Origin of the sequence: Methylobacterium sp. 37f (assembly GCF_023093475.1) — a bacterium.
Taxonomy (GTDB): domain Bacteria; phylum Pseudomonadota; class Alphaproteobacteria; order Rhizobiales; family Beijerinckiaceae; genus Methylobacterium.
This window is the reverse complement of the sequence record NZ_JAGHKN010000015.1, coordinates 1-13130: the sequence shown is the minus strand read 5'-3', so window position 1 is coordinate 13130 and position 13130 is coordinate 1. Positions and strand designations below refer to the sequence as shown.

The window sequence follows — 13130 nt, the reverse complement described above, 5'->3', positions numbered from 1 at the left end:
ATGGACGCCGTCACCGCCCAGGCCATCCCGTTCCCGAACACCGATCCCGACAGCCTCGCCTCCCTGGTGCGGGCCGTGCGCGAGACCGGCTACAGCTTCACGACGGTCACGCCCGCCACCCACGCGCATGTCAATGCGCGGCCCCAGAACGCCCGTGCCCGAAACCTGCGGGACGTGCTCGGCTGGAGCCGCCCCTTCTCGCCCGAGATCCTGCCGGAGGTCGTGCTGACCGCCCTGGAGCGTGCCGGAGCGGTCTCGGCGCAGGGCGACGTCCGGACCCCGAACGTCCGCCTCTCCAGCCTCGACGGCGAACTCTTCCTGCATTCGGCCTATCCGCCGAGCGCAGCCGACGCGGTGTTCTTCGGCCCCGACACCCTGCGCTTTGCGGCGGCTGTCGTCGCTCATCTGGAGCAGCGCGAAGCCCCTGTCCGGCGGGCGGTCGATATCGGCTGCGGTTCCGGAGCGGCCGGGATCTGCATCGCCAAACGGGCGCCGGACGCGGAGGTCGCCCTCGTCGACATCAACCCGGCGGCCCTGCGGGCGGCGGCGGTCAATGCGCGCTCGGCGGGCGTCGGCAACGTGCGCCTGCACCGGAGCGACATGCTCACCGCCGTCGAAGGCGAGTTCGACCTCATCGTGTCGAACCCGCCCTTCATGATCGATCGCGGCGCCCGCGCCTACCGCCACGGTGGCGGCCCTCTCGGGGCCGGCCTGTCCCTGGCGGTGGTGGAGGCGGCCCGCGCACGTCTGGCTCCCGGCGGCAGTCTCGTGCTGTTCACCGGGTCCGCCATCGTCGAGGGGCGCGACCCCTTCCGCGAAGCGGCAACCGCCCTCTGCGCCGAGGCCGGCCTGAGCTGGACCTATCGCGAGTTCGATCCCGACGAGTACGGCGAGGAACTCGCGGACCCGGCCTATGGCGATGTCGAGCGCATCGCGCTCGTCGTCCTGACGGCGACGCGGAGCTGAGCATGGCGGCGGCCCCGCAGATCGCCGACACCGACCGCGCCGAGTTCCTGCGCGATGCCCTGGCGGGCCTGCAGACACGGCCCCGGACCCTACCGGGCAAGTATCTGTGGGACGAAGCCGGGTCCGAGCTGTTCGACCGCATCTGCCACACCGCCGATTACTACCCGACCGGGCGCGAGATCGCGCTGCTGCCGGGCGTGGCGTTGGAGGTGGCGGCCCGGATCGGACCGGGCGCCACCGTTGTGGAGTTCGGCAGCGGCGCCAGCCGCAAGATCCGCACCCTGCTCGACGCTCTCGACCGTCCGGCCGCCTATATCGCGGTCGACATTTCGGGCGATTACCTCGCCGAGGCGATCCGGAGACTCGCTCCGGATTACCCGCAGGTCGCCATGCAGGCGGTCTGCGCCGATTACAGCAAGCCGTTCCGCCTCCCCCTGCCAAGGTTGGGCGGGCCCGTGCTGGCCTTCTTCCCCGGAACCAGCATCGGCAATTTCGCGCCCGACGAGGCCGGGGCCTTCCTGGCCCGCGCCCGGGAGGCCCTCGGCTCCTGCCTGTTCCTGATCGGGGCCGACCCGACCATCGAGCGGGGTACGCTGCAGGCGGCCTATGGCGGGGCCGACGGGCTCATGGCCGCCTTCCACCGCAATATCCTGGAGCGGATGAACCGGGAACTTGGCGCTGACTTCGACCTGGACGCCTTTCGGCACGAGGTGCGCCTGTGTGAACATCCGTTCCGGGTCGAGGCCCACCTGACCGCGACCACGCCGACCAGCGTCCGACTCGGCCCGACCCGGATCGACTTCGCCGCCGGCGACAGCATCCGCACCGACTCCTCGCACAAGTACACGCCCGAGGCCTTCGCGCTCCTGGCGGCCGGAAGTGGCTGGAATCCGGAGACGCACTGGCTCGGCACGGGCGGCGGCTTCAGCCTTCACCTGCTGCGGAGCTGATCGGCCGGATCGCCTCTTCGCCGGATCCCTACTCCGCTGAGTCCCCTTCGCATCAACCCGGGAGAGCAAACATGGCACAGCAGGTTCCGGTCTCGCGGGAGGCCGTCATTCAGGATCTGGGGCTCGATGGGGACGAGGCCGGCGAGGCCCATGCGGTGACGGACGATCTCGCCTATCAGCGCCTCGCCATCGTCAACGTGGTGCTGTTCGGCTCACCCAACGCCGGCGACCGCGGCTGGGTGCTGATCGATGCCGGCCTCCCGGGCTCCCGGGGACGGATCGAAAAGTCCGCCGCTGCGCGCTTCGGCAATGGCGCGCGGCCAGCGGCAATCGTTCTCACCCACGGGCATTTCGACCATGTCGGGGTGCTGGAAGATCTCGCCGAGGCCTGGGACGCACCGGTCTACGCCCATACGGCGGAGCACCCCTATCTCGACGGGTCCGCCGCCTATCCGGCGCCCGACCCGAGCGTGGGCGGCGGCGTGATGGCACGGATCGCGCCGCTCTACCCGACGCGCCCCGTCGACGTCCGCAAACGCCTCCACGCCCTGCCGCAGGATGGCAGCGTGCCGTCGATGCCGGGCTGGCGCTGGCTCCACACCCCGGGGCATTCGCCCGGCCACATCTCCTTGTGGCGGGAAGCCGATCGGTCGCTCATCGTCGGCGACGCCTTCGTGACCACGGCCCAGGAATCCGCCTACGCGGTCATGATGCAGGAACCCGAGCTGCACGGCCCGCCGATGTACCTCACCACCGATTGGCCGGCCGCCCGGCGCTCCGTCGAGACCCTGGCGGCGCTCAAGCCCGAGCGGGTGATCACCGGGCACGGACGCCCGCTGGCGGGTCCCGACATGCGTCGGGCCCTCGACGCGCTGGCGCAGGATTTCGACCGCATCGCGGTTCCGAGCCAGGGCCGCTACGTCGACGCTCCGGCGACGGCGGAGAATGGCGGGGCCTACCGCGAGCCCTGAGAGGGTAAGGCGGGCGCGTCACCCGTCGTCACGCAAACTTGCGCAGGATATCGCCACACCGAACCCCCGATCTGCGGACATTCGCGCGCTCCTGGCGTAAGATTCGCCGAAGGGCCGCCGCATCCGGCGAAAAAGCCTGCACCATCGTGCGAGGAAGAACACGCCATGCGGATGTCCCACCGCGCCTTCGCCGCCCTGGCCGGCCTGCTGCTCACCGGGCTGGCGGCATCGGGCGCCGCCCGGGCCGCGGCCGGCGACGACGTCGCCGAGCGCGAGGCGCGCTGGAAGGATCTGCGGCAATCGCTCTTCGGGGATCGCGCGGTCGAAACCGCAAAGCCCCTGGTCCGCATGGACCTGCCGGACCGCGCCAACGACGCCGCGCTCGTGCCGCTGACGATGACCATGACCGACAAGGACCGGATCAAGGGCCTCTACCTGGTCATCGACGACAACCCGGCGCCCCTGGCCGCGCATTTCACCTTCGGTCCCGCCGCCGACCCGGAGGAACTGAAGCTGCGCATCCGGGTGAACACCTACAGCAACGTCCACGCGGTGGCCGAGACTAAGGACGGCGCCCTGATCCAGACCACCCAGTTCGTGAAGGCGTCGGGCGGGTGCTCGGCCCCGATGGGCATGACCGACGACGAGGCGATGAAGGGCATGGGCGACATGCGTCTGAAATTCGCCGACCCGGCTTCCGGCGCGGCCTCTCCCGGCGCAACCGATTCCGGCAAGCCGATCGCCGCGACGCTGATGATCCGCCATCCCAACTTCACCGGGCTCCAGATGAACCAGGTCAGCCGCGAGTACACGCCGGCCCGCTACATAAACCGGATCAGCGTCACCTACGGCACGCAGAACGTCTTCGTCATGGAAGGCGATATCTCGATCTCGGCCAATCCGGTGATCAATTTCGCCCTGCGGCCCGCCGGCAAGGGACCGGTCACGGTGGTGACGCAGGACAACCAGGGTGGACGCTGGGAGCGCAGCTTCGATGTGCCGGCCGCCAGTCACTGACGCCCTGCGACGCCGCGCGGGCCTCGTCCTGGTCGCCACCCTCCTGGGCGCCGCCGCGCCGGCGGATTCACCCGTCGCTGTGCCCGAGCCCGCCGGCTACTGGGACGGCGCGCTGCAGGGCTACACGCCGAAGACGCTGGCGGGTGCCACGGTGATCGACACCGAGGCCCTCGAGGCCCTGATCGGCGCCGGCAACACCCTCCTGATCGACGTCTCGGAATCCGATCCGACGCCGCGCAATCTCGCGCCGGGGCGCCTGTGGCGGCCGATCCACCGGGCGATCCCGGACAGCATCTGGCTGCCGGGCGCCGGGTCCGGAACCCTCTCGGCCCAAGACGCCGCCGCCCTGGCCGAGCGGATCGAGACCCTGACGCAAGGGGACCGGACCCGCCCCGTGGTCACCTACTGCCACCCGGATTGCTGGGGCAGCTGGAATCTGGGAAAGCGCCTCGTCACCTTGGGCTACCGGTCGGTCCACTGGTTCCCGGCGGGGATCGAGGGCTGGCAGGAGAGGCATGAGACGGGGGCGATCCGGCCCGACGCCGCCTGGACGCGCGCCCTGAAGACGGGCGGCGGGCCCTAGAATCACACCCTCTCCCCGCCGAAGGTCACGCCACCCATGCCGAACCGCCGCTCGATCCTCATGCTCCTGGCTCTCGCCCCCGTGTCCCTCTCTCCGCTGGGCCTCGCTGTCCCGGCCCAGGCGGCCGACGCGTTGCCCTACACGCCGGAGGCCTTCGAGGCGGCGCAGAAGGCGGGCAAGCCGATCCTCATCGAGGTGAGCGCCCCCTGGTGCCCGATCTGCAAGACCCAGAAGCCGATCCTGGCCAAGCTCGGCGAGCAGGCCCGCTTCAAGGACCTGGTGATCTTCGAGGTCGATTTCGACACCCGCAAGGATGTGCTGCGCCGGTTCGACGCCCGCATGCAAAGCACCTTGATCGCCTTCAAGGGCGAGACCGAGACCGGACGCTCGGTCGGCGAGACCCAGCCGGAATGGATCGAGGGCCTCGTCGAGAAGACCCTCTAGGGCACCCCCATGGGCAACGGCCTCGGACTCGCCTTCCTCGCCGGCCTGCTGTCGGTGCTGTCGCCCTGCGTGCTGCCGCTCCTGCCGCTGGTCCTCGGCGCGGCCGCGTCCGAGCACCGCTACGGCCCCCTGGCCCTGGCCACCGGACTCGCTCTCTCTTTCGTGGCGATCGGGCTGTTCGTGGCCACCATCGGCTTCGGCCTCGGCCTCGACACCGGCCTGTTCCGCACCGGCGCGGCGATTCTGATGATCCTGCTCGGATGCGTGCTGATGCTGCCGGCGGCGCAGACGCGGCTCGCGGTCGCGGCCGGGCCGGTGAGCGACTGGACCGAGGCCCGCTTCGGGGGCCTCTCCACCGCGGGCTTGTCCGGGCAGTTCGGCGTCGGGCTCCTCCTCGGCGCGGTCTGGAGCCCCTGCGTCGGGCCGACCCTCGGGGCGGCCTCGCTCCTCGCCGCGCAGGGCCGCGATCTCGGGTCCGTCGCCCTCACCATGGTGCTGTTCGGCCTCGGCGCCGCCCTGCCGCTGGTCCTGCTCGGCACCCTGTCGCGCGCGACGCTGGTGCGCTGGCGCGACCGGATGATGGGCCTCGGCAAGGGGCTCAAGGCCGCCCTCGGCCTCGTCCTGGTGGTGACGGGCCTCGCCATCGTGCTCGGCTACGACAAGGCGCTGGAAACCCGCCTCGTCGAAGCCTCGCCCGAATGGCTGACGCGGCTGACGACGCGGTACTGACGCCGCGCCCCGGTGCGCCGCTCGGGAATCGATTGGTTCGGGCGGCTCCATCGCGGTCCCTAGACCGTCTGGCCGCCATCCATCACGAGGGCATGCCCGATGACGAAGGCGGCCGGGTCCGAGCACAGCCAGAGTACGGCGGAGGCGATCTCGTCGGGCCGGCCCATCCGGCCGATCGGCTCCTGCGCGATCACCCGGGCGATGCCCTCGGGCGTGCCTCCGGTGAAGCGCTGCATCATCGGCGTGTCGATGATGCCCGGGCAGATGGCGTTCACCCGGATGTTCTGCGCGGCATAATCCAGAGCCGTCGCCTTGGTCAGGCCGATGACGCCGAACTTGGCGGCGCAGTACGCCGCCTGACCGGCGATGCCCTTCACCCCGGCGCCCGAGGCGGTGTTGACGATCGAGCCGCCCCCGCTCGCGAGCATCAGGGGGATCTGGTACTTCATGCACAGGAACACGCCACGCAGGTTGACCCCGGCGATCCGGTCGAAGGTCTCCTCGCTGAGATCGACCATGGCAGTTACCGGCTGCTCGATCCCGGCATTGTTGAAGGCGAAGTCGAGCCGCCCGAAGGTGTCGACGGTCCGATCGAGGGCCGCCCGCACGTCGTCCGCCCGCGTCACGTCGCACCGGACGGCGATCGCCCGGGCACCCGTCGCCTCGATCAGCCGCGCCGTCTCGCGGCAGGCCTCTTCGGCGACGTCGGCGACCGCAACGCTGATGCCGGCCTGGGCGAAGGCCAGCGCCGTGGCGCGGCCGATGCCGCTCGTCGCCCCGGTCACGAAAGCGACCCTTCGGATGTCGGCGCCGGTTCGATCCATCGTCATGCTGCAGGTCTCCTGATTCCGCCTCGATCGGGGACCGAGGATGCTGCAAGAGACCTAGCGCCTCGGCGGATCAGCGATTAGCTGCTGAAACCCGCATGGGTTCATAAGTCCAGGTTATCAATGGCGCGCGGCAGCGTGAACGATCTGGTTGCCTTCCTGGCAGTCGCCCGCGAGCGCAGCTTCACCCGCGCGGCGGCGCAGCTCGGCGTGTCGCAGCCGGCTCTCAGCCAGACCATCCGCGACCTGGAGGCGCGGCTGGGACTCCGCCTGCTCAGCCGCACCACCCGCAGCGTCGCCCCGACCGATGCCGGCGAGCGCCTGATCCACAGCATCGGGCCGCATCTCGACGGGATCGAGGCCGGCCTCGCCGCACTGACCGCTCTGCGGGACAAGCCGGCCGGACTCGTGCGGATCACCGCACCCGATCACGCAGCCGAGACCGTCCTGTGGCCGGCTCTTGCGAGATTGCTGCCGGACTACCCCGACATCGCCGTGGAGGTGGTCACGGAAGGCAGCCTGACCAACATCGTCACCGAGCGCTTCGACGCGGGCGTGCGCTTCGGCGAGCACATCGAGCGGGACATGGTGGCGGTGCGGATCGGTCCCGATCTGCGCATGGCCGTGGTCGGCACCCCCGCCTACTTCACCGGACGATCCAGGCCGACCCATCCGGAAGATCTGACGGCCCATCGCTGCATCAACCTGCGCCGTCCGACCCGGGGCGGGTTCTACCCCTGGGAGTTCGAGAAGGCGGGCCGCGAAATCAACGTCCGGGTCGAGGGCCAGCTGGTGTTCACCAGCCTGCGCCTGATCCGGCGGGCGGCCCTGTCCGGCTTCGGGCTGGCCTACCTCCCGGAGGACCAGGTGCTGTCGGATGTGGCGGACGGACGGCTCGTGCGGGTTCTCGACCCATGGTGCGAGCCGTTTCCCGGCTATCACCTCTACTATCCGAGCCAGCGCCAGCACGCCCCCGCCTTCGCCGTGGTGGTCGACGCCCTGCGGCATCGACAGGCGTCAACCTGAAGGCGGCGGCGCATCGCCGGCCCCGCGACTCGGCTTGCACAACCGGGTCGATCTTGGTCCATCAGCGAGAGCGCTCGCGGCCGTCGATCCGGCGGACCGATGGGCCGCAACCGTCAGGGAGATCCCGATGCCCCTCGTCGTCCCCGTCATCCTCGGTTCCGTGCGCGCCGACCGTCAGGGCCTGCGCGCCGCCCGCTTCGTGATCGCCGCCCTGGAAAGCCGCGGCATCGAGGCGCCGCTGGTCGACCCGGCCGTGCTGAACCTCCCGCTCCTCGACCGGATGTACAAGGAATACCCGGCGGGGACCGCGCCGGCCGTGCTCGAAGACCTCGCGACCCTGTATCGCCGCGCCGATGCGTTCCTGGTCGTCTCGGCCGAATACAACCATGCGATCCCGCCGGCCCTCGCGAACACCCTCGACCACTTCCTGGAGGAGTATGCCTGGCGACCCTCCGGCATCGTCTGTTACTCGGCCGGGCAATATGGCGGCGTGCGGGCGGCGATGCCGTTGCGCGCCATGCTGGCCGAGCTCGGCGCATCGAGCATTCCCTCGCTGCTGCCCATCCCCCGCGTCGGCAAGGCCCTCGACGAGGCCGGCGTCGCGCAGGATGAGTGGCTGCCCAGGGCGGCCCAACGCTTCCTCGACGAGCTGGTCTGGTATGCCGAGGCGCTTCGGGCGCAGCGCGCCAAGGGCACGCCCTACTGAGACGGACCCGGTTTGGCCAAAGCGTGGGAAAGAGCCGCTGTCGCAGGGACTGGAATCACGAGGCCCTGGCGCAGGGCTTGCCCGTGTGACGCCCGACCCGAACCACCCGAGCCGAGGCCCCCATGTCCACCATGTCCACCATGTCCACCATCGCCGCCACGCCCGATCCGTCCACGACACACAAATCTCCCGGCGCGGAGATCCGCACCCTGCTCGCCGCCCTGGTGCGCGCCGCCCTGATGTCGGACGATCACGCGAGCGCGGCTTGGCGGGCGGCCGCCCGGGACGTGCAGGCGACGCTCGCCGCCGAACCGGCGCAGGTGGCGAGCCTCAACATCGAGGGATTCTGGACCCTGGCGGTCCGCGATGCCGAGGCGCCGGAGTATCGTGAGGCCGAGAACCAGGTGCAGTTCGGCTTCCCGGCTCTGTCTCCGTTCACCCTCGACGAGATCACGGCGCCCGGCTTCGACGTCGATGCGGCCGTCGAGCGCCTGCGCAAGTCGGCCGCCACCGGCTAAATCCTGTCGACGGCGGAGCCGATGCCCTCGCGGATGCCGTTGCCGGGGCGGCGTCCAGCGCCCATGTTAGCAAGAGCAGCCGGGCGGCGCTTCCGCTCCCGGCGAGACATGTTCTACCGCGTATGGCCTCGCGCCCGCGCAGCGAGCCGGATCCCTTGGCAAAACGCATCAATCCGAATCCCGGCGCTGCCGGCCTCCCCTCCCGCGAGCAGATCCTCGCCTTTATCGCCGCCTCGACCGAGACGGTCGGCAAGCGCGAGATCGCGGCGGCCTTCAACATCAAGGGCGCCGACCGCATCGGTCTCAAGCGCATCCTGAAAGAGATCGAGGAGGACGGCGCCATCGCGCGCGGGCGCGGCGGGCTGGCACCGTCTGGCCGTCTGCCGCCGGTGGTTCTGGCCGACATCACCGCACGGGATCGCGACGGCGAGTTCCTGGCGAGCCCGGCCGAGTGGGACGTCGGCAACGGCCCCGCCCCGAAGATCACGGTCGCCTCGCCGCGCGGCGGCAAGCGTCCGGGCCAGCCGGCGCCCGGTATCGGCGACCGGGTGCTCTTGCGCGTCGAAGCGAGCGCCGGTGAGCCGGGCCGCTACACCGGCCGCGTCATCAAGGTTCTGGGAAAGAACAAGGCTGAGATCATCGGCATCTTCCGGGCCGGTCCCGACGGCGGACGCATCATCCCCGTCGAAAAGCGGGCACAGGGGCGCGAGATCGCGATTCCGGCCGGCGAGGAGGGGGAGGCCCGCGATGGCGACCTCGTCAGCGTCAGCCTCCAGCGCGAGAGCCGCTTCGGGCTGCCCCAGGGTCGGGTCCGCGAGCGCCTCGGGTCGCTGGGGTCGGAGAAGGCCGTCAGCCTGATCGCGCTTCACCTTCACCACATCCCGCACGTGTTTGCGGCGGCCACCCTGGCGGAGGCCGATGCAGTGGTGCCGGTGGGCCTGGCGGGCCGCGAGGATTGGCGCGCCGAACCGCTGCTGACCATCGATCCGCCGGACGCCAAGGACCACGACGACGCCGTGATGGCGACGCCCGATCCCGACCCGGCCAATGCCGGCGGCTTCATCGTCACCGTCGCGATCGCCGATGTCGCCGCCTATGTGCGCCCGGGCTCGGCCCTCGACCGCGAAGCCCTGGTGCGCGGCAACTCGGTCTATTTCCCGGATCGCGTCGTGCCGATGCTGCCCGAGCGCATCTCCAACGATCTCTGCTCCCTGCGTGAGGGCGAGGACCGGCCGGCCCTGGCTGTCCGCATGGTCATCGCGGCCGATGGGGCGAAGCGCCGGCACAGCGTCCACCGGGTGATGATGCGCTCGCGGGCCAAGCTCAGCTACGCCCAGGCCCAGGCCGCCATCGACGGTTTCGCCGACGACATCACCGCTCCCCTGCTCGAGCCCGTGCTGCGCCCGCTCTGGGCCGCCTACGCGGCTCTGCGCGAGGCTCGCGAGGCCCGCGGTCCGCTCGCCCTCGACCTGCCGGAGCGCAAGGTGCTGCTGACGGCCGACGGCGCGGTCGACCGCGTCGTGGTGCCGGCCCGTCTCGATGCCCATCGGCTCATCGAGGAGTTCATGATCCAGGCGAACGTCGCCGCGGCCGAAACCCTGGAGCAGGCCAAGCAGCCGCTGATCTACCGCGTCCACGACGAGCCGGCCCTGGAGAAGATGCGGGCGCTCGGCGAGGTGCTGGCCTCCATCGGGATCAAGCTGCCTAAGGAAGGCATCCTGCGTCCGGCCCTGTTCAACCGCATCCTCGCGACGGTGGCCGAGACCGAGCACGCGATCTTCATCAACGAGGTGGTCCTGCGCTCGCAGGCCCAGGCCGTCTACGCGGCGCAGAACCTCGGCCATTTCGGCTTGAACCTCCGTCGCTACGCCCACTTCACCTCGCCAATCCGGCGCTACGCCGACCTGATCGTCCACCGGGCCCTGATCGCGGCCTGCCGCCTCGGCCCGGACGGCCTGTCGTCGGAGGTCACGGTGGCGGCCCTCGACCAGATCGGCGAGCAGATCTCGGCCGCCGAGCGCCGGGCCATGGCGGCCGAGCGCGAGACCATCGACCGCCTCATCGCCCACCATCTCGCCGACCGGGTCGGCGCCACCTTCACCGGCCAGATCTCCGGCGTGACCCGCTCCGGCCTGTTCATCAAGCTCGACGAGACCGGGGCCGACGGCTTCGTGCCGATCTCGACCATCGGGGCCGACTATTATCGGCACGACGAGGCCAAGCACGCCCTGGTGGGCGAGCGCTCGGGCGAGACCCACCGCCTCGGCGACCGGGTCGAGGTCCGATTGGTGGAAGCCGCTGCCGTGGCCGGGGCCCTGCGCTTCGAATTGCTGTCCGAGGGGCAGGCCCGGCCGGAGCGCGCCGCACGCCCCGGGCCGAACCGCGCCATCCGCAAGCCCGGCGCGCCCGGGCGCCCGCCCGGCATCCGCAGCACCGGGTCGCGCCACCGCGGCTCGCGCCGCTGAGCGGAAGGGGCTAGGCTGCCGGGTCATGCGAGGAGCCGAGATGACGGACGGAATCGAACCGGGCCACCACGAACGCACCCCGCTGGTGCGGGCGATGGCGCGCGGCTTCATCGGCCGCTGCCCCCATTGCGGCAAGGGCCGGATTTTCGGCCGCTTCCTCAAGGTCCGGCCGCATTGCGACGTCTGCGATCTCGAACTTGCGCATCACCGGGCCGACGACCTGCCGCCCTACATCGTCATCTTCATCGTCGGTCACATCGTCGGGTATTTCCTGCTCGAAACCGAGATGAATTACGACGTTCCCCTGTGGTTTCAGCTCAGCTTCTGGCCCCTGGTGACGCTGTTTGGGTCGTTGGCGCTGCTGCAGCCTGTGAAGGGCGCCGTGGTCGGCCTGCAATATGCGCTTGGCATGCACGGCTTCGCCAAGCTACCGGTGCCGCGCGCGGGCACCGAACCGCAGGGCGAGGAGACACGGCATGGATCAGGTGACGGGCGCAGTGCCGACCGAGCTGCCGGCTTCGGCCCCGCCTGAGGCGCCCGCCCGCAAGCCAGCGCTCCGGCCCCGCAATGCCGCGACTCTGATCATCCTCGACCGTACCCGGCGCATTCCCAGAATTCTGATGGGCCGGCGCCATCCCGGGCTTGCCTTCATGCCGGGCAAGTTCGTGTTCCCGGGCGGCCGGATCGAGCCGTGCGATCGCCACATGACGGTGGCCGGTGCCCTCTCGGCGCGGGCGTCCGACGCGCTGGCGGTCCGCGTCCCGCGCGGGGGCAACGGGTTGGGGCGCGCCCTCGCCCTGGCGGCCATCCGCGAGACCTACGAGGAGACCGGCCTGCTGCTCGGAACTCGGGAATACGGACCGCCGGAGACCACCCCGGCGGGGACCTGGGATGCGTTTCGCGCGGCGGCGGTGATGCCGGATCTCGAATCCCTGCGCTTCATCGCCCGGGCGGTGACGCCACCCGGCCGCGCCCGGCGCTTCGATACCCGCTTCTTCGCCGCCGACCGGACCGCCATCGCGCACGAGGTTCCGGGCATCGTCTCGGCTGAATCCGAACTGGTGGAACTGGCCTGGGTCACCTTCGTCGAGGCCCGCGCCCTCGACCTGCCGCGGATCACCCGCGTCATCCTCGACGATCTCGAGATCCAGGTCCGAGGCGGGTTCGCGCCCTACCTGCCGATTCCGTACTACTATGAGCGCAGCGGCAAGCCGCAGCGCGAAACTCTATAGCCAAGCCTCAGGACGAAGCCCCGCAGGTGGAACCCCTTCCCACACCACCTGGTTGGTGAACAACAAGGCGTGAGGAGGGAACCATCCCATGATGAAGGGCGGCCTGCTGTGGTTGATCGGTATTCCGATCCCGGTGATCCTGGCGATCTATTTCTTCACGTCCTGGCTGCATTAGCCTGAAGCGCAGTCCCAGACACGAAAAAGCCCGCCCTGGTGTTCCCGGGGCGGGCTTTTGTGTTTGGTTGCGGGGACAGGATTTGAACCTGTGACCTTCAGGTTATGAGCCTGACGAGCTACCGGGCTGCTCCACCCCGCGCCACCTGGGATCGTTTGGAGGGAATGTGGGTCGACGCGGATGGGCGTGGACGAACCTTGTTCTGAGCAGGTCTGGCGGCGACCGACTCTCCCGTGTCTTGAGACACAGTACCATGGGCGCTGGTGTGTTTAACGGCCGAGTTCGAGATGGGATCGGGTTCTGGGCACACCGCTCAAACCACCAGACCGGCGCAGGACAAGGATGTTCGGCAAGCGTGAGCGACAGCCGTTCAGGCGTCGCGGGTCTCTTTATAGTCGTGATGCGAACACGGATCATGAGAGCGATCAAGCTCGATCGAGCGATTAGTACTGGTAAGCTCAACGCGTCACCGCGCTTGCACACCCAGCCTATCAACGTGGTGGTCTTCCACGGCTCTCAAG

14 protein-coding genes, 1 tRNA gene and 2 rRNA genes are annotated in these 13130 nt (G+C 70.1%); 13 read left to right on the top strand and 4 right to left on the bottom strand.

Annotated elements, in window-relative coordinates:
- The 7 genes from J7U37_RS12110 to J7U37_RS12080 all read left to right on the top strand — a co-directional run bounded on the left by J7U37_RS12110 (nt 1) and on the right by J7U37_RS12080 (nt 5660).
- On the top strand, nt 1-966 hold the full coding sequence (locus J7U37_RS12110; protein ID WP_247635882.1) for a class I SAM-dependent methyltransferase: 966 nt from the start codon (nt 1-3) through the stop codon (nt 964-966).
- Between the two features lie 2 nt (nt 967-968).
- Nucleotides 969-1916, top strand: a complete 948-nt coding sequence (gene egtD / locus J7U37_RS12105; protein ID WP_247635881.1) for an L-histidine N(alpha)-methyltransferase — start codon at nt 969-971, stop codon at nt 1914-1916.
- A gap of 71 nt (nt 1917-1987) precedes the next feature.
- The gene (locus J7U37_RS12100; protein WP_247635880.1) at nt 1988-2887 is read left to right on the top strand and encodes an MBL fold metallo-hydrolase; all 900 of its coding nucleotides are present in this window, start codon (nt 1988-1990) and stop codon (nt 2885-2887) included.
- A 165-nt stretch (nt 2888-3052) separates the two neighbouring features.
- On the top strand, nt 3053-3904 hold the full coding sequence (locus tag J7U37_RS12095) for a quinoprotein dehydrogenase-associated SoxYZ-like carrier (RefSeq protein WP_247635879.1): 852 nt from the start codon (nt 3053-3055) through the stop codon (nt 3902-3904).
- Nucleotides 3882-4487, top strand: coding sequence for a rhodanese-like domain-containing protein (locus tag J7U37_RS12090; protein ID WP_247635878.1), 606 nt, complete (start codon nt 3882-3884; stop codon nt 4485-4487). The genes J7U37_RS12095 and J7U37_RS12090 overlap by 23 nt, the downstream gene beginning before the upstream one ends.
- Before the next feature lie 36 nt (nt 4488-4523).
- Nucleotides 4524-4931, top strand: coding sequence for a thioredoxin family protein (locus tag J7U37_RS12085; protein ID WP_247635877.1), 408 nt, complete (start codon nt 4524-4526; stop codon nt 4929-4931).
- Between the two features lie 9 nt (nt 4932-4940).
- Entirely contained in the window at nt 4941-5660 is a 720-nt protein-coding gene (locus tag J7U37_RS12080) for a cytochrome c biogenesis protein CcdA (RefSeq protein WP_247635876.1), read from the top strand.
- Between the two features lie 59 nt (nt 5661-5719).
- Here the strand turns inward: J7U37_RS12080 and J7U37_RS12075 are convergent, their stop codons facing one another.
- Nucleotides 5720-6490 (bottom strand): SDR family oxidoreductase, encoded by a 771-nt coding sequence (locus J7U37_RS12075; protein ID WP_056188921.1) that lies wholly within the window; start codon nt 6488-6490, stop codon nt 5720-5722.
- Between the two features lie 120 nt (nt 6491-6610).
- Between J7U37_RS12075 and J7U37_RS12070 the strand changes: the two genes are divergently transcribed.
- From J7U37_RS12070 to J7U37_RS12045, 6 genes are all read left to right on the top strand, one after another.
- Entirely contained in the window at nt 6611-7513 is a 903-nt protein-coding gene (locus J7U37_RS12070) for a LysR family transcriptional regulator (RefSeq protein WP_247635875.1), read from the top strand.
- 127 nt (nt 7514-7640) lie between these two features.
- Nucleotides 7641-8219, top strand: a complete 579-nt coding sequence (locus tag J7U37_RS12065) for an NAD(P)H-dependent oxidoreductase (RefSeq protein ID WP_056188928.1) — start codon at nt 7641-7643, stop codon at nt 8217-8219.
- A gap of 122 nt (nt 8220-8341) precedes the next feature.
- Nucleotides 8342-8737, top strand: coding sequence for a hypothetical protein (locus J7U37_RS12060; protein WP_348772991.1), 396 nt, complete (start codon nt 8342-8344; stop codon nt 8735-8737).
- Nucleotides 8738-8892: 155 nt separating this feature from the next.
- Nucleotides 8893-11202 (top strand): ribonuclease R, encoded by a 2310-nt coding sequence (rnr, locus tag J7U37_RS12055; protein WP_247635874.1) that lies wholly within the window; start codon nt 8893-8895, stop codon nt 11200-11202.
- 40 nt (nt 11203-11242) lie between these two features.
- Complete coding sequence (locus tag J7U37_RS12050; RefSeq protein ID WP_247635873.1) at nt 11243-11734, top strand: DUF983 domain-containing protein; 492 nt, start codon at nt 11243-11245, stop codon at nt 11732-11734.
- A complete protein-coding gene (locus tag J7U37_RS12045) occupies nt 11679-12434 on the top strand; it encodes an NUDIX hydrolase (RefSeq protein WP_247635872.1) in 756 nt (251 codons plus the stop codon). Before J7U37_RS12050 ends, J7U37_RS12045 begins: the two co-directional genes overlap by 56 nt.
- A gap of 239 nt (nt 12435-12673) precedes the next feature.
- Here the strand turns inward: J7U37_RS12045 and J7U37_RS12040 are convergent.
- The 3 genes from J7U37_RS12040 to J7U37_RS12030 all read right to left on the bottom strand — a co-directional run.
- Nucleotides 12674-12750, bottom strand: a tRNA-Met gene (locus J7U37_RS12040).
- Nucleotides 12751-12819: 69 nt separating this feature from the next.
- Nucleotides 12820-12935, bottom strand: a 5S ribosomal RNA gene (gene rrf, locus J7U37_RS12035).
- 96 nt (nt 12936-13031) lie between these two features.
- Nucleotides 13032-13130, bottom strand: a 23S ribosomal RNA gene (locus J7U37_RS12030); the annotation flags it as partial.

Excerpts from the sequence above, each read along its gene's own strand:
- J7U37_RS12110 (WP_247635882.1), top strand. The coding sequence starts at position 1 with ATGGACGCCGTCACCGCCCAGGCCATCCCGTTCCCGAACACCGATCCC.
- egtD (WP_247635881.1), top strand. The coding sequence starts at position 969 with ATGGCGGCGGCCCCGCAGATCGCCGACACCGACCGCGCCGAGTTCCTG.
- J7U37_RS12100 (WP_247635880.1), top strand. The coding sequence starts at position 1,988 with ATGGCACAGCAGGTTCCGGTCTCGCGGGAGGCCGTCATTCAGGATCTG.
- J7U37_RS12095 (WP_247635879.1), top strand. The coding sequence starts at position 3,053 with ATGCGGATGTCCCACCGCGCCTTCGCCGCCCTGGCCGGCCTGCTGCTC.
- J7U37_RS12090 (WP_247635878.1), top strand. The coding sequence starts at position 3,882 with ATGTGCCGGCCGCCAGTCACTGACGCCCTGCGACGCCGCGCGGGCCTC.
- J7U37_RS12085 (WP_247635877.1), top strand. The coding sequence starts at position 4,524 with ATGCCGAACCGCCGCTCGATCCTCATGCTCCTGGCTCTCGCCCCCGTG.
- J7U37_RS12080 (WP_247635876.1), top strand. The coding sequence starts at position 4,941 with ATGGGCAACGGCCTCGGACTCGCCTTCCTCGCCGGCCTGCTGTCGGTG.
- J7U37_RS12075 (WP_056188921.1), bottom strand. The coding sequence starts at position 6,490 with ATGACGATGGATCGAACCGGCGCCGACATCCGAAGGGTCGCTTTCGTG.
- J7U37_RS12070 (WP_247635875.1), top strand. The coding sequence starts at position 6,611 with ATGGCGCGCGGCAGCGTGAACGATCTGGTTGCCTTCCTGGCAGTCGCC.
- J7U37_RS12065 (WP_056188928.1), top strand. The coding sequence starts at position 7,641 with ATGCCCCTCGTCGTCCCCGTCATCCTCGGTTCCGTGCGCGCCGACCGT.
- J7U37_RS12060 (WP_348772991.1), top strand. The coding sequence starts at position 8,342 with ATGTCCACCATGTCCACCATGTCCACCATCGCCGCCACGCCCGATCCG.
- J7U37_RS12050 (WP_247635873.1), top strand. The coding sequence starts at position 11,243 with ATGACGGACGGAATCGAACCGGGCCACCACGAACGCACCCCGCTGGTG.
- J7U37_RS12045 (WP_247635872.1), top strand. The coding sequence starts at position 11,679 with ATGGATCAGGTGACGGGCGCAGTGCCGACCGAGCTGCCGGCTTCGGCC.